12 protein-coding genes and 1 pseudogene are annotated in these 15,444 nt (G+C 66.6%); 2 read left to right on the forward strand and 11 right to left on the reverse strand.

The annotated features are described in order from the left end of the window. Positions 1 to 32 precede the first annotated feature (32 nt). The 8 genes and pseudogenes from E4191_RS19230 to E4191_RS19265 all read right to left on the reverse strand — a co-directional run bounded on the left by E4191_RS19230 (position 33) and on the right by E4191_RS19265 (position 7,752). Positions 33 to 1,022 (reverse strand): tripartite tricarboxylate transporter substrate binding protein, encoded by a 990-nt coding sequence (locus tag E4191_RS19230; protein ID WP_139616023.1) that lies wholly within the window; start codon positions 1,020 to 1,022, stop codon positions 33 to 35. Positions 1,023 to 1,126: 104 nt separating this feature from the next. Next, entirely contained in the window at positions 1,127 to 2,053 is a 927-nt protein-coding gene (locus tag E4191_RS19235) for a LysR family transcriptional regulator (RefSeq protein WP_135815851.1), read from the reverse strand. A gap of 168 nt (positions 2,054 to 2,221) precedes the next feature. Further along, positions 2,222 to 3,520 carry a TRAP transporter large permease gene (locus tag E4191_RS19240; RefSeq protein ID WP_135815850.1) on the reverse strand — a complete coding sequence of 433 codons (1,299 nt, stop codon included), beginning with the start codon at positions 3,518 to 3,520 and terminating at the stop codon, positions 2,222 to 2,224. Beyond that, positions 3,517 to 4,035 carry a TRAP transporter small permease gene (locus E4191_RS19245; protein WP_228461850.1) on the reverse strand — a complete coding sequence of 173 codons (519 nt, stop codon included), beginning with the start codon at positions 4,033 to 4,035 and terminating at the stop codon, positions 3,517 to 3,519. The genes E4191_RS19240 and E4191_RS19245 overlap by 4 nt, the downstream gene beginning before the upstream one ends. Then, positions 4,032 to 5,003, reverse strand: coding sequence for a TRAP transporter substrate-binding protein (locus E4191_RS19250; protein ID WP_139616024.1), 972 nt, complete (start codon positions 5,001 to 5,003; stop codon positions 4,032 to 4,034). Before E4191_RS19250 ends, E4191_RS19245 begins: the two co-directional genes overlap by 4 nt. Before the next feature lie 39 nt (positions 5,004 to 5,042). After that, positions 5,043 to 6,221: an NAD(P)/FAD-dependent oxidoreductase gene (locus E4191_RS19255; RefSeq protein WP_139616025.1), complete on the reverse strand. Its 1,179-nt coding sequence runs from the start codon at positions 6,219 to 6,221 to the stop codon at positions 5,043 to 5,045. Beyond that, a complete protein-coding gene (locus tag E4191_RS19260) occupies positions 6,218 to 6,541 on the reverse strand; it encodes a 2Fe-2S iron-sulfur cluster-binding protein (protein WP_139616026.1) in 324 nt (107 codons plus the stop codon). Before E4191_RS19260 ends, E4191_RS19255 begins: the two co-directional genes overlap by 4 nt. Before the next feature lie 31 nt (positions 6,542 to 6,572). Beyond that, positions 6,573 to 7,752 (reverse strand): annotated as a pseudogene (locus E4191_RS19265) (cytochrome P450). Between the two features lie 108 nt (positions 7,753 to 7,860). Here E4191_RS19265 and E4191_RS19270 point away from each other — a divergent pair. Then, complete coding sequence (locus E4191_RS19270) at positions 7,861 to 8,772, forward strand: LysR family transcriptional regulator (protein WP_139616027.1); 912 nt, start codon at positions 7,861 to 7,863, stop codon at positions 8,770 to 8,772. Positions 8,773 to 8,776: 4 nt separating this feature from the next. On the opposite strand, the gene E4191_RS19275 is transcribed toward E4191_RS19270, so the two are convergent. Both E4191_RS19275 and pobA read right to left on the reverse strand, forming a co-directional pair. After that, entirely contained in the window at positions 8,777 to 10,222 is a 1,446-nt protein-coding gene (locus tag E4191_RS19275; RefSeq protein ID WP_139616028.1) for an aldehyde dehydrogenase, read from the reverse strand. A 34-nt stretch (positions 10,223 to 10,256) separates the two neighbouring features. After that, positions 10,257 to 11,435, reverse strand: coding sequence for a 4-hydroxybenzoate 3-monooxygenase (pobA, locus tag E4191_RS19280; protein ID WP_139616029.1), 1,179 nt, complete (start codon positions 11,433 to 11,435; stop codon positions 10,257 to 10,259). A 56-nt stretch (positions 11,436 to 11,491) separates the two neighbouring features. Here pobA and E4191_RS19285 point away from each other — a divergent pair, with 56 nt between their 5' ends. Next, entirely contained in the window at positions 11,492 to 12,370 is an 879-nt protein-coding gene (locus tag E4191_RS19285) for a helix-turn-helix domain-containing protein (protein WP_139616030.1), read from the forward strand. 1,027 nt (positions 12,371 to 13,397) lie between these two features. Here the strand turns inward: E4191_RS19285 and E4191_RS19290 are convergent. Then, positions 13,398 to 15,329, reverse strand: a complete 1,932-nt coding sequence (locus E4191_RS19290) for a TonB-dependent receptor plug domain-containing protein (protein ID WP_139616031.1) — start codon at positions 15,327 to 15,329, stop codon at positions 13,398 to 13,400. Positions 15,330 to 15,444 lie beyond the last annotated feature (115 nt).

The following is a 15,444-nucleotide window of genomic DNA, read 5'->3' on the forward strand; positions in this document are numbered from 1 at the left end:
CCCCGGCCGGACCGGGGCAGTGCGCGATCAGGTCAGGGACGGCTGATGCCGAAATCCTCGGGAGAGTTCCGGGCGATCTCGGCGTCGTAGAGGATCCACGCCGTCCGGCTTTGCCAGCCGTCCAGGAACTCCTGCGCCTCGGCACCGGCCAGCGACAGCATGGCGAATCCGCGCCCGTCCATCATCGACAGGAAGTCCGCGTTCTGGGTCGCCTGACCATAGGCGTCGCTCAGCTTGGCCACCACGTCGTCGGGTGTGCCCGACTTGACGAAGATGCCGAAGAACGGACCCCAGGGCAGCAGGTCGGCGAATTCCGGATTGGTGTCCGTGATCGCGGGCACGTCGGGCAGCTGTTCCACCGGCTCGGCGTCGAAGATCGCGATAGCCTTGAGGTTGCCGGCCCGCACGGGCTCTAGTGCCGCTCCCAGCACGGCGGGCATCACGTCGATGGCCCCGCCTTGCAGCGCCGTCAGCGCCGGACCGTCGCCGTCATAGGGCACGGCCGTCACGTCGATGGGCGTCTTGTCATTGATCATCGCCGTGACCACCGAGGGCAAACCGCCCGGTCCGGTCGAGCCGAAGCGAACTTCGCCCGGGTTCTCGTTGATATAGGCGATCATCTCGGGGAAGGTATCGAAGGGCGCGTCGGGCTGCGCGACCAGAATGGGAATGCCGCGCGCGATGATGCTGATCGGGATGAAGTCCGAATAGTCCTTCTCGCCCAGGCCCATGACCTTGTAGAGCAGCGGGTTCTCGGCCCCGAACAGCAGGGTGTATCCATCGGCATCCGCGCGGTCCGCCTGATTGAGCCCGATGGCGCCCACGCCGCCGGTGACGTTCTGCAAGATCACCTTCGCGCCCAGCACCTCCTCGGCATGGGGCGTCACCGACCGGCTGACCGTATCGGTGGAGCCGCCGGCCCCCCACTGAATGATGCCCTGAATGTCGCGCTCGGGGTATTCGGCCATCGCCGGCACCGCCAGACCCAGCACGTAAGCCGCTCCGTAAACAAAATGTCGCATCGTTCCTCCCTCACATCTCCGCCCATCCTCCGGGCTGTCATCCCTCCTTCTCAGATCGAAAGGCTAACCGCAAATACCGATTGAACGCGGAACGTAACCTGACGTTAATCGGTCGGGTGGTCCCACCGCTCCCGTGCACGCGCACGGCCGAGTTCCCGGCGGAACAGGGTGACGGTCTGCTCGGCGAAGCTGGACAGTTGGCGACCGCGCTTCTGAACGGACCATGCCGTGATCGTCGCGGGCTCGATCAGTGGCCGACGGACAAGCCCGGCCATATAGACTTCGGCGACGGAGAACTCGTCGATGACGGCCACGCCCAACCCATGGCGCACCAGGCTGACGATGGTCTGCGCGAACCGGCCCCGCATGGCATGGCGTGGTGTCAGACCGGCATCGTCGAAGGGCCGCGCCAGGGTCTGCCCGTAAGGATCAGAGGGATCGACCCCGATGAACGGATAGCGGACCAGGTCATGGATCGAGACGGCCAGCTTTTCCGCAAGCTCATGTCCCTCGGGCATGATCGCCACGATCCGGCCCTCCCCGATTGGGGTGCACTGAATGCCGGGGTTCTCGAGGTGCGACGACATGATCACCACCTCGCCCTTTTCCAGCAACAGATAGTCCAGCGTCTCCTCGATCTTGAGAATATCCAGGTCGATGTCGAGATCGGGAAACCGGTGCCGTAGCCCACGAATAACCCGCGCGGCGATGAACTGCGCGATCGACGGCGCCGAGGCAAATGACAGCGTGAACTCGTGCCCCTTCTGAAGTGCGCTGACCGCGACGTTCAGGTTGTCCATCTGACGATGGACCTGTTCCAGCATGGCGAAGATCGCATGCGCCTCGGTGGCGGGCACGAAGATCCCGGCCTTGCGTTCGAACAGCCGGATCCCCAGCCCGCCTTCCGTATGCTTGATCAGCCGGCTGATCCCGGGGGCCGAGACGTTCAGCAGATCCGCGGCACCTTGGATCGTGCCGGCGATCATGACGGCGCGAACGACTTCGACCTGGCGCAGGGTAAGCTCTTTCATAGGCACTTTTCAGGCGCCCCGACATGCAATGCAAGGCATATGACGGGACGAACCGCTTTCCCGGAACAGGGCAGTCCAAACGGTGAAAGTCAAAAAGGCGACCTGACAGCGGGACTTGCGCTGTCCCGTGGGACGAAGACCAGCCTCAAGGACCGTTCTTCGTCCCGCCTACATCAGGCCCGGCAGCCACAGCGACAATTGCGGCACCGCGACCAAAAGAAGCAAGGTCAGCAGCATCGCGAACCAAAAGGGCAGCACTCCGCGAAAGATGTCGATCAGGGCCACATGCCGCGCCACGGATTTCACCACGAAGACATTGATGCCCACCGGCGGAGAGATCAGTCCCATCTCGAGCGTCAGAACGACCAGCACGCCGAACCAGATCGGATCGATGCCCAGTTGCAGGATCACCGGCAGAAAGATCGGCAGCGTCAGGACCAGCATGGCCAGGCCCTCGAGGAAGCAGCCCAGCACCAGATAGACGGCAAGGATCACCAGCAGCGTCCCGTACATTCCAAGATCCGCACTGACCAGAAGCCGGCTGACCTCGGACGGCAGATGGCTGAGCGCGATGAACGGGTTGATCAGATGCGCCGCGATCAGGATCAGCATGACCGAGGCTGTCGTCACGGTGCTGCTGCGCGCCGCGCGCCAGAAGCCGCGCCAGTCCAGCGCGCCAGTCAGCAGGCCATAGACGATGACCATGGCCGCCCCGATGCCCGCCGCCTCGGTGGGCGAGAAGAGCCCGGAATAGATGCCGCCGATGGTGGTCAGGATCACCAAGAGGATCGGCACGGCACCCAGGAATGCGCGGATCTTCTGCGCGCGGTCGGTGGCCGGGCCGGGCGGTCCCATCTCGGGGAAGATCGCGCAGAGGATCAGCACCGTGACCAGAAACGCCGTCAGCAGCAGCAGGCCGGGGATGACGCCTGCCATGAACAGCCGCCCGATGCTTTGCTGCGTCAGGATCGCGTAGATCACGAAGCCGGTCGAGGGCGGGATCAGGATGCCGAGCGTGCCCCCCGCCGCCACGACGCCCGTGGACAGGCGCGGGCTATAGCCGAAGCGGTCCATCTCGGACAATGCCGTGCGGCCCATGGTCAGGGCCGAGGCAACGGATGATCCCGACAAGGCCGCGAAGCCGCCGCAGCCGATGACCGTCGCGGCCGCCAGCCCGCCGCGCACCCGGCCGATGGTGGCGTAGGCGGCCTCGTACAGCTTGCGGCTCATGCCGGTGACGCTGGCGACATTGCCCATCAGGATGAACAGCGGCACCACGATCAGTTCGGCGTTCGAGGCCAGCGCAAAGGTCTCGGATGACAGCAGGCCGATGGCGGCCTGCAATCCGTTCAGATGCCAGATGCCCGCAAAGCCTACCGCGAACATCGCGAAGGCCACCGGAATGCGCACCATCAACAGGATCAGCAAAACGCCGATGCCGGACAGGCCGATCAGGACCGGGCTCATTCCTCTGGCCCCGGCCAGGGCGCGGGTGGGGCACCGTGCAGCAGGGTGATGACGCCGCGCAGCGTCAAGGCCAGCGCGCTGACCAGCGACAGGCCCACCAGCGCGTATTGGAACCACGCAATGGGCAGGCGCAGAAGATTGGTGGACAGGTTCAGCATCTGGCTGAGCGCGGCACTGCGCCAGACGGCCAGCGCGATCATCGCAAAGATCGCCGCCCCCAGCAGGGCCGCCACGACATCGATGGCGCGGTTCAGCCCGTCCGAGAACCATGGCTGCAGGATGTCCACGGCGATATGCCCCCCCGTGCGGTCGCAGAGTGCCATGCCGCCGAAGACGATCAGGACCATGGTCATCGTGACCAGATCCTGCGCCCCGTAAAGCGGCAGACCCATGTTTCGCCCCACCACATCCGCCACGATCACCCCGGTGACGAAGATCAACCCCGCCGTCCCGATGAAGGCCGAGAGGGCGATCAGCCCGTCCGTCAGACGCGCGAGCCTGTCCAGGACCATCATTCGCCCCGCATCGCGGCCAGAACCTCGGCCCCGCCGACACGCTCGACATAGGCATTCGTCACTTCGGCCATGGCATCGTCGAAGACGGCGCTGGCATCTGCATCTAGGTCGTTGACCACCACGGCATCCGACGCCCGCGCAGCCTCCAGTCCCCGATCGGCGGTCGCGATCCACGCCTCTTCGGCGCGCTGCGACCACTCGGCGCGGCCCTCGGCCAAGGTGGCTTGGGCATCTTCGGGCAGGCGGTCATGGGCGGCCTGGTTCAGCACCGTGAAGAAGGTCAGCCGGCCAAAGTTCGGGCCGGTGGTGATGCTGCCCACAACCTCCTCCAGCTTGAAATCCGACAGGACCGAGCCGCCGCTGACCAATCCGTCGATCAGTCCGGTCTGCAGCCCGTTATAGACCTGCGTCATGGGGATCTGCACGGGCGTCGCGCCCAAGGCGGTCACGGCCTCGGCCGCGATGGCGCCGGCCACGCGGATCTTGAGGCCCGCCAGATCGCCGGGTTCACGGATCTCGCTGTCGCGCATCATCAGGATGTTGGGCTCCGACCCCCAGAAGGCGACGACCTCGGTCATCGGGAACTCGGCCTCCAGCGCATCGGCGGCCCGCCAGAAGGCGGCGTGGACGGGCTGGTCCAGCGGCAGGGCGCCCGGCGCCTCGAGCATCATGGTCAGCGGGAATTGCGACGAGGTATAGCCGGGCAGTCCCCAGCCCAGATCCGCCGTGCCCTGCACGATGCGCACGAACTGATCCTGCGGACCGGCGCCCAGCTCGCCGCCGTGAAAGGCGCGCAGCGTGACGGCGCCATCGGTTCCGCTGGCCAGAGCCTCGGTCAGAGGGTCGATCTGGGCTGCGGTGATCGTGTGCATGGGCGCGGCCCAGTTGGCGTATTTCAGTTCCTGCGCGATGGCGGCGCTGGCAACCAGCGTCAGGGCGGCAGCAAGGGTTATGGTCGTGGTGGTCATGGTTTCTCCTCCCAAAGAAAGCCTGATGATCGGGTGATGTCAGGCAGCAATCAGACTATTCAGAAACAGGTCCACGTCCGGATCGGGCGCGGACAGGTGGCGACGCGCGGCCATATGAGCGCGCGGGTTGTTCAGCGTCTCGATGGCCGCCAAACCGTGATCGTCGAACCGCGCGACGGTGTCGGCCGAGAGCGCCTCGTCCCGCGCACCAAGACCTGCATGGCCCGCGATCTGCAGCTTGCAGGCGCCCTGATCCGACCAGAACCACGGCAGCGCGGTGTAATCGGCGGGCGCTGCGCCCGCGATACGGGCGGCGATCAGGCGGGCCTGATCGGTCGCTGCCTGCACGCTTTCCAGCCGCAGATGCCGCCCCGTCCGCGCGCAGGGCGCCGAGGCACAATCGCCAAGCGCCGAGATGGCAGGGTCCGAGCTGCGCAGCTGCCCGTCCAGCCGGACGCCGTCCGCGACCTCCAGCCCTGCCGCTTCGGCCAGTGCGGTATCGGGGCGCACGCCGGCGGCCATCAGGACCAGATCGGCGAGGATATGGCTGCCGTCCGACAACGTCACGCCCGCATCGTCGACGGCCACGGCCCCCTGCCCCAGATGCAGCGCCACACCCTGCGCCTGATGCCAGGCGGCGAGCGTCGCGGCCATTGGCCCCGAGACGGCGCGTGACAGCAGACGCGGTGCGGCCTCGATCACCGCGACCTCGAGGCCCAGCTTGCGGGCGACGGCAGCAAATTCCAGCCCGATGAAGCCGCCGCCGATCACCGCCACCCGCCGCGCCTGCGGCAGCCGGTCGCGCAGGATCTGCGCGTCGGACAGGCTGCGCAGCCCCAAGGCGCGCTCAGCCCCCGCAATGGGTGGGGTCAGGTTCCGCGCGCCGGTGGCCAGCACCAGATGGTCATAGGGCAATATCCGCAGGCCGCCGTCGTGGCGCAAGGTGACGGTGCGGGCGTCGCGGTCGATCGCCTCGGCCAGATGACCCGGCAGACAGGTCACATCCTTGCCGGTGAAAAAGCTGGCCGGGCGCAGGGTCAGCGCCTCGGCCCGGCCGTCCAGCAGATAAGCCTTGGACAAAGGCGGGCGCTGATAGGGCAGGCCATGCTCGGCCCCGACCAGCGTGACGGGCCCCGCATAGCCCGCCTGCCGCAGGCTGACCGCCAGTTGCAGACCGCCCTGTCCTGCGCCGATGATGAGGGTACCGCCGAGGCTCACATCTGCTCCTCGGGCAGATGCACGACCAGCCCGTCCAGCGCGGGCGTCAGCCGGATCTGACAGGACAGGCGCGAGCGGTCATCGACCTCGGCCGCCGCGCCCTCCAGCATCTCGACCTCGTCGGGGGATGGGCCGCCGGTGCGGTCCTGCCAAGCGGCATCGACATGGCAATGGCAGGTCGCGCACATCATCGCGCCTCCGCATTCGCCGACAATGCCGTCGACATCATGGGCGACGGCGGCCTGCATCAGGGTGCTGTCCTCTTCCGCCTCGATGGTGGTCTGCTGCCCGTCGGGGGCGATGAAGGTCACATGGATCATGGGATGTCCTTTCAGGTCCACGGTTCTGGGCCTAGTTCAGCCGCACGGGCAGGTTGATGGGTCCGCGAAAGCCGAAGCCTCGCCATTGCACGGCATCTGGGTCGGGCAGGCTCATGTCGGGGAAGCGGTCGAACAGCATGGGCAGTATGATCTTGCCCACCGTGCGCCGCGCGACATGCGCGCCCGCGCAGTGATGCGGGCCGTTGCCGAAAGACTGATGCGGGTTCTTGCCGCGAAAGACGTAGAATTCTTCGCCGTTCTCGAAGATCTCCTCGTCGCGATTGGCGCTGGCCTGGATGGTCATGACCGTATCGCCCGCCGGAATGTCATGGCCGCCCAGCTGCGTGTCCCGCGTCACCAGCCGAGAGCTGGCCTGGATCGGCGCCACCCACCGCACACCCTCCTCGAAGGCCTCGGACCAGGCGGATTGCGCGCGCGCACCTCGGCCAATTGGTCGGGATTGGTCAGCAGGCCGAAGATGATCGTGGCCATCGCGTCGCGCGGCTCGTTGATGCCGCCGCCGATGGCGATCTTGATATTGGCGTGGATCTGGGCCTCCGGGATCGGATCCTCCGCCGTCAGCATCAGCGACAGGGCCGAGCCGTCCGGTTCCGCAATCCGGCGGGCCGACACCTGCGCGAACAGCGCGTCCATCTCGTCATTGGCGCGGTCGGAGGCGGCGAAGGGTTCTGGCTGCCAGCCGAAATTGCCCGCCCCGTCGATCAGGTGCTGCGACCAGCGCATCATCTGGTCATCCGTCGCCTCGGGGGATGCCCAGGATATGCGCCAGAATGCGCGCCGACAGCGGGCCGCAGAGGTCGGTGAACAGGTCCCACCACCTCGCCGCGCGGCAGGCGGGCGATATAGTCCTCGGCCAGCCGTTCATACAGCGGCCCCCATTCGGCGATGATCCGCTTGGGCGTCAGCGCCCTAGAAATGGCGCGGCGTTCGGCCAGATGCTCGGCCCCGTCCTTGCGCATCAGGGTATGGGCGCGGAAGGCGGGGCGCATCGGCGTCCTGGGGTCGTCGCTGCTGAACAGCTCGGGGTCGTCTTTGACCAGCTTGGTCAGCGCGGCCTTGGTCAGCAGCGTCCGCCCGACCGATGCGACGTGCAGCACGGGGCTTTCGGCGCGCAGACGGCGATAGATCGGATAGGGATCGGTTGCCAGCTGTGCCAGCGTGATCGTCTGATCCAGCGGTGCGACTGGCACGTCCCGGTCCTCCTCTTGTCTCCTCGTCATGTGTGATAGCGCAGCCTAGGACTTTCGATCAATGCGATGGTTCTGTTATGTTCAATGCAATAATTTGATGGATCTGTGATGCGTACCCCCTCCCTGCCCCCCGAGGCCGCCGCCCTCGACTTCGCCGCATTGGAGCTTTTGCGGGTCGTCCACGACAGTGGCTCGTTCTCGGCTGCGGCGGAGCGGTTGGGCGTGAACCAGTCGGCGGTGAGCTACACGATGGCCAAGCTGCGCGGCTGCTTCGGCGATCCGCTGTTTGTGCGGCAGGGGGGACGGCAGGTCGCGACCGAGCGGTGCCAGGATCTGCTGGAACGCAGCGGCCTGATGCTGGCCATGCTGGAAGACATGGCCCGCCCCGAGGCGTTCGATCCGCAGGGCTCGACCCGCAACGTCGCCATCGCCTGCAACTATTACGAACGCGTGCTGCTGATCCCCCGCATCGTCGCGGCGATCCGGCAGGCCGCGCCGTGCATGACGGTCACCGTCATCAATGCGCTTGGCGACGGCCATCAGCGCCTGCTGTCGCGCGAGGCCGATGTGCTGGTCGGTCCCTTCGCGCCCAGTGGTGCCGGCTTTCATTCGCGCCGCCTCTATGTCGAGGAATATGCCTGCCTGATGGACCCGGCCCATCCCGCAGCCCATGGCACCGATCTGGATGCGGACGGGTATCTGGCGCTGAACCATGTGCTGATCCAGTACGGTCCCGCATGGCGATCCGCATATCTGCAGGAGATCGATGCCGCAGGCCATGTGTTGACGCCTGCGATCACCGTGCCCAGCCCTGCCGGGCTGGACACGCTGATCGCAGGGTCGGATCTAGTGGCCACGGTGCCGCGCAGGCTGGGGGCGCGCAACGCCGCGCGGCTGGTGCTGCGCGACTGTCCGTTCCGCGGGCAGTTCGACCTCCGCCTTGGCTGGGCTTCGCATACCAATGCCTCGGCCATGCACCGCTGGCTGCGCGACCTGATCTGGCAGGTCGGCCGTGGCTGATCGGTCAGAACGGAAAATGCTGATGAGGGTCCTCGATCGTGACCCATCGCAGCCATGTGAAGGCATCGATCGCCGCCCTGCCGCCGAACCGGCCATAGCCTGACTCCTTGATGCCGCCGAAAGGCATCTGCGCCTCGTCCGAGACGGTGGGGCCGTTGATGTGGCAGATGCCGCTGTCGATGCGGTCGGCCACCCGCATGGCGCGTACCAGATCACCACCATAGACCGCCGCCGACAGGCCGAAAGGGGTATCGTTGGCCACGCGCACGGCCTCGTCGTCATCGGCCACGCGGATGATCGGCTTGACCGGACCAAAGCTTTCCTCGGCATAGATGGTCATGTCGGGCGTCACATGGTCGATCAGCGTGGCCGTCACGACCGCACCGTCCCGCGTACCCCCCGCGATGACCGTGCCGCCCTTGGCCACGGCATCCGCGATGATCGCGTCCATCTTTTCGGTGGCCTGCGGCGTGACCAGCGCCCCCAGCACGACCTTGCCGCGCGGATCGCCCGCAGGCAAGGCGCGCGTCTTGGCGGCCAGGGCCTCGATAAAGCGGTCCGCGATGGCATCCTGCACGATGATCCGTTCGGTGGACATGCAGATCTGGCCTTGATTCATGAAGGCGCCGAAGGCCGCGCCGTTCACGGCCGCCTCGAGATCCGCATCGTCCAGCACGATCATCGGCGCCTTGCCGCCCAGTTCCAGCACGACCGGCTTCAACTGTGCGGCGGCCAGCCCCGCGATGATCCGCCCCACCTTGGTCGAGCCGGTGAAGTTCACGTGCCGCACCTCGGGCGCCGCGATCAACGCGGCCACGACGTCGGCGGCATCCTCGGGGGCGTTGGTCACGACGTTCAGCACGCCCGGCGGAAAGCCCGCGCGGCGGAAGGCCTCGCCGATGGCCAGATGCGTGGCCGGGCACATCTCGGAAGCTTTCAGCACCACCGTATTGCCGCAGGCGATCGCCATGGCGACGGCGCGCGTGCCCAGGATGACCGGCGCATTCCATGGCGCGATGGCAAGGCAGACGCCATGCGGCTTGCGCTGCGCCATGGCCAGCGTGCCGGGCTTGTTGGCGGGGATGATCTCTCCGGTGATCTGGGTGGTCATGGAGGCGGCTTCGCGCAGGATATTGGCTGCCAGCGCGCAGTTGAAGCCGATCCAGGGACCGGTCGCGCCGGTCTCGGTCATCGCGGTGTCGATGATCTGCGGCGTCATCGCCTCCAGCTCGTCGGCGGCCCTGGACAACAGGCGGCGGCGTTCGGCGGGACCCGTCCGCGACCAGGCGGGAAAGGCCGCGCCCGCCGCTTGGGCCGCGCGACGCATGTCGTCGACCCCGCCCGCAGGCGCGCTGGTGGCGACTTTGCCCGTCACCGGGTCGGTCCGATCATAGCGGCGACCCGAGACCGCGTCGCAATCCTGACCGTCGATCAGCATGGAAATCGTCATTCTGTTCTCCCTTCTGCCCCTGGCCGGATATTGGTCAGTAAGGCAGTCCCACGTAATTTTCGGCCAGATCCCTGCGCGCAGTCTCGGATTGCGCCAGATGATCCAGCGTCGCCCGGCGCATCCGCGCGGCAAAGGCATCCTCGCCCTCGAAACGGTGCAGCATGGTCGTCATCTGCCAGCTGAACCGCATCGCCTTCCAGATCCGCGCAAGGGCCCGTTCCGAATAGCCTTCGATCCCCGCCATCCCCCGGCCCTGCAGTGCCGCGATCAGCGCCTGATGCAGGTAGAAGACATCCGAGGCCGCCAGGTTCAACCCCTTGGCCCCGGTCGGCGGCACGATATGTGCGCTGTCGCCCACCAGAAACAGATTGCCCCATCGCAACGGTTCGGACACGAAACTGCGCAGCGGCGCGATGCTTTTCTCGACCGACGGATGCGGGGCCAGGGTCCGGGCCAACTGCGAGGGGATGCGGCGCGAGAATTCGGCCCAGAAGCGTTCGTCGGACCAGTCCTCGACCCGGTCGGCCTGCGGCACCTGCACATAGCATCGCACGAGATTGTCGTTGCGCATCGAGGCCAGCGCAAAGCCGTGCTGCGAATTGGCATAGACCAGCTCGTCCGCGATCGGCGGCATCTGGGCTAGAATACCCAGCCAGCCGAAGGGATAAACCCGTTCAAAGGCGTGGCGCCTGTCCTCGGGGATGGTTCGCCGCGAGACGCCGTGAAACCCGTCGCAGCCCGCGACATAGGCGCAATCCAGCCGCTTGCGCAGGCCCTGATGGGTGAAGTCGACCACCGACCGGTCCTGGTCCAGATCGCCGATCACCACATCCGAGACCTCGTGCAGGATCGTCGTGCCCTGCGCCTCCTGCGCCTCGTAAAGGTCGCGCGTCACCTCGGTCTGGCCATAGACGGTGACCTGCCGACCCGTCAGCGCATGGATGTCGATGCGGATCAGATGGTCGTCGTCGGACAGCAGGAACCCGTCATGCGCAATCCCCTCGACATCAAGCCGGGCGGCGACGCCTGCCTCGCGCAGCAGCTCCACCGTGCCGCTTTCCAGAACGCCCGCCCGGATCCGCTGCAGCACGTGATCGCGCGTGGCCCGTTCCAGCACGACCGTGTCGATCCCGGCGCGGTTCAGCAATTGCGACAGCAGCAGCCCGGAGGGCCCGCCGCCGATGATGGCGACCTGAGTGCGGATCGTGGTCATACGGCGCCTCTTGCATGATCTTGGCGTCAGGTTATCGGCAATCCGGGCCTGAACGAATGGACGCAGACGGCATTGGCTGGTACTTTTCCGGCATGACGCCCCGCCCCTCCATTCCGGTCTTCACCCTGTTCGGAGAGACCAGCGCCTTCCCCGACGTGATCCATTGCGAACGGGTTCTGGACCGGGCGCGCCTGCATGACTGGGTGATCTCGGCGCATCGGCATCGCCAGATGTCGCAGATCCTGCAGATCGAGGCCGGCCGGGCCGAGGCGCGTGTGGACGGACGAGTGATGGTTCTGGGGCCGGGCGACTGGCTGTACATCCCGGCGCAGGCGGTTCACGGCTTTGTCTTTTCGCAAGGTGCCGAGGGCACGGTCCTGTCCTTTCCCGCCCCCATTACGGCCGGGATGACGCCTCAGATGTCGCCCTGGCTTGCCCGGCCGCAGACGGGCCGCCTGTCTGACCGGGCTGCAGGGTTGATCGAGGACATGCGCGCAACTCATGCGTCGCGTGGCACATTTCGCACGCAGCGCCTTGTCGGGCTCTCCCATGTCCTGCTCGCGACCATTGCCGAGGATACGTTGGACGGGGCGGGGCCCGCCCATCCGGCAGAGCGCCACATGGACGCCCTTGACGCATTGATCGCGCGGCATCTGGCTGCAGGCTGGACGGCGCGCGATTATGCCGCCGCGCTGCATGTCACGACCGGCCATCTGAACCGCGTTGTCCAAGCTGCGAAAGGCTGCAGCCTGACCGCCCATCTGGAGGCCGCCCTGATGGCAGAAGCCTGTCGCCTGATCGCCTTTACCCGCATGCCCCTGGCTGAGATCGGGTTTCGCCTCGGGTTCAAGGACCCTTCCTATTTTTCCCGCAGGTTCCGCCGATCCTTTGGCGAGGCGCCGGCAACCTATCGACAGCGCATTCAGGACTCATGATCGTGACATGCCCCGCGCAGCATTGCGGCTTGTCACACCTGCGGAGGCGGTCCGCGCCTGATGCTACCTTGCATTAGTGTGATCGATCAGGAGGCACGCCGCCCAAATGCCCGCGGGCAGGACGGTCCGATGCGGGGCCGCCAAATCCCGGGCGGGCCATAGCCCGACCAAACCCGGCGCCCAACTTGGTCATGGGCACCGGACGCGGCCCTCTCATGCTGCCACCGTGCGATACAGATCCAGAACCAAAGGGCTGCGCCAGACTACGGGCGTGCCGCGAGTGCATCGGATGCTGTCAGGGACTCGGCGGCCACATCATCTATCTCCCCGCCCTATGGACATAGGTCCATGCTCGTAGACGAGGCGTCGTCGGATGCGGCGCGGCAATGCAGCTCTGGAAAGGACGGCAAATCCGCCGGAGCCCCCTGCCCCTCACGCCGCCGGACAGCCAAAGGCAATCCCTCCGGGTCGTATCCCGCGCGGGCCTTTACCGGCTCGCGTGCGATCCGGTTTCAGCCCGGCACCGGCCCCCGCGTCTGAAGCATGGCGTCGACTTGGATAGGGGCCGGGCGTTCGCAGGCCCCTAGGGCCGCCGCCGCAGGCAGGACCAGTAACCCAGCCTCTAAGCCTCCTTGCAGGCGGGCCGCTGCTCAACATGAACTGGTTGCGCCACGAGATTTGGCAGGGCCTGTCGGGCGGATAGCGTTAGCGCCTGCAGATTGCCCCTGCCCTGGCCCTGCAGCCGCAGGAGTGGTTTCTGGTGTGCCCAGGACCATCTGAACATCCCGCACCTGATCGCGCGGCTGCGGCTGACCAGCATTAAGGCCCTGCACGACGTCAACCACCCCGCCAGGTTTTATGACCGCTTGCTGGTCCCGGAAAGGTGCCACGTCGTAGCCAAGAACCAACCGACAGAGACTCTGGCGAAAGAGCTGTTGGACGTTTGACATTCATGTCGCGCCAGCGGGAAACATCGCCTTGCTGCCAGCCTGCTTCCAAGGCCGTGCGACGCGGCCCCGGGGTTTGATCAGAACCGCAGCACGGCGGTGGCTGCGATGCTGCGGCCCGGTTCGCGCTGGCCCACCACCTCGGCATAGTCGCTGCCATAGCTGGCGCGGTCCACATAGGTGCGGTCAAACAGATTGGTGACCTCGGCGCGGAAGGTGACGTTGTCAAAGGCTTCCGGCTCGTATTCGGCGAAGATGTCGACGACCGTGTAACCCGGCCAGTCGCTGTCGGTATCTGCCGCGCGGGTCTCCTCCTCGATGGCATGCTGGACGATGCCGCCCAGGGTCAGCCCGGCCCTCACCTCGTGTCGCGCCTCCAGCGTCAGCATGGCGCCCGGGATGGTGCCCAGTTCACGAACATCGAAACTGGAGGCCCCGCGCCCGTCCAGCGTCACCTCGGTATCGCTGTAGCGCAGCGCCGCGAAGCCCCCCCGCCAGTCCTGGCGGGCCGACAAGCGGAAACCTTCGCTTTCCAGGTCCCGGGCGGTCAGGCCCTTGCGGACATCGCCAAGACGGGTTCGGAAGATCTCGGCCCCCAGGGTGGTGCCGCCCTGCGTCCATTCGGCCCCCAGAACCCGGTTCTGCCCGCGCGTCGCCCCGAGCGCGTCATAGGCGTCGGGTGCCGAAAAATCGTCCAGCTCGTAGACCGAGGCCAGCTGCGTGCCCCCGAACACGCTGGAGGCGCCGGCATTCAGCGACAGAGTATCTGTCACGTGCCAAGTGATCGCGGCATTGACGCTGGCCCCGTCGGTATCGACCGCCTGCCCGCCCACGCCGGTGAAGCGGCTCTGGTCATAGCGCAGGCCGGCGCTGTAATCGATCGGGCCGTGGCGGCCCCGCGTCTGCACGAAGAGGCCGGTATTGGTGCGATCCTCGCGGAAGGCCAAGACGCTGCCATCGTATTGACCCTCGTACCGGCCGCGGCTGCGAGCGGTGTCCAGACCCGCGGTGACCTCGGCCCCGCCCAATTGGAACCGGTTCTGCACGACCAGGCTGACCGTGTCGGCAACACCAGTGTTGAAATCTGGGGCGGGGGTTTCGGCGGTCGCCAGGTCGAACGTATCGAGCGCGCTTTCGCTGCGGGACAGGCGGATTTCGGGGTTCAGCAGGCCATCGGTGCCCGTGCGGCGCAGGGTCAGGGTCTGGCTGTTCTGGTCCAGGGCATAGCGCCGCGTCTCGGGCGTGGGGCGCCCGCCGAACACGCCGCCCAAATTGGCGCGATAGGGCCGCAGGGCATCGTCCTTGAACCCGATCGCACCCAGCTCGGCCCGCCAGTCGCCCATCTGCGTGCCCAGCTTCAGCGCAAAGCTGGTCATGTCGGCACCTGTGCGCGGCACGACCGCGCCATCGCCGTCCGTGTAGGCCTCGCCCGTCGCGCGCTTGCCATAGACCAGGACATCGACGGGCCCCTGCTGCCCATAGAGCGCAAGCGCACCCGTGGCGGTATCGCCATTGCCCGCAAGGCCGGTGGTGGCCTGCCCCCCGAAGCGGCGTCCGGGCTCCAGCAGGTCCGGCGCCGATTTCGTCTCATAGGCCAGGCTTCCGGCCAAGGCCGCAAAGCCCGCATCGGCAGGCGCCACACCCGGATCGACGCGGGCGGCCTTCAGCAGGTTCGGGTCAATGATGTTCGTGCCGGTGTGATGAAACATGCGGTTGTTCTGTGCTGCCCCGTCGACGCTGACCGCCAGCTGCTGCTCATCGATGCCGTTGACGAACACCCGTTCGGCAATGGCGATGCCGCCGCCCACGGTCACGCTCGGCTCGGCGCGGAACAGGTCTTCCAGCGTGCCGGTGCGCGCATCCCGGATCTGGGCCTCGCTCACGGCAATCTGGCCCGAGGGGTCATCGACCACGGACAGGACGATGGGATCCAGCAGAATGGCCTGCGCCAAGGCATGGCCGGGCAACAGGGAAGAACCGAGCAGCACAGCTGCAAGCGGGGATTTCGACATCTCTCACTCCTTCGTGTCAACGAATGAGCTTGCAAGAGCGTCGGACCGCGTCGGCTGGCTTCTGAAATCCTCTAAGCACAGGATATTGCAAAGGTCACCAGGCTTTTTATCCGAT

The organism is Paracoccus liaowanqingii, from assembly GCF_004683865.2.
GTDB classification, from domain to species: Bacteria; Pseudomonadota; Alphaproteobacteria; order Rhodobacterales; family Rhodobacteraceae; genus Paracoccus; species Paracoccus liaowanqingii.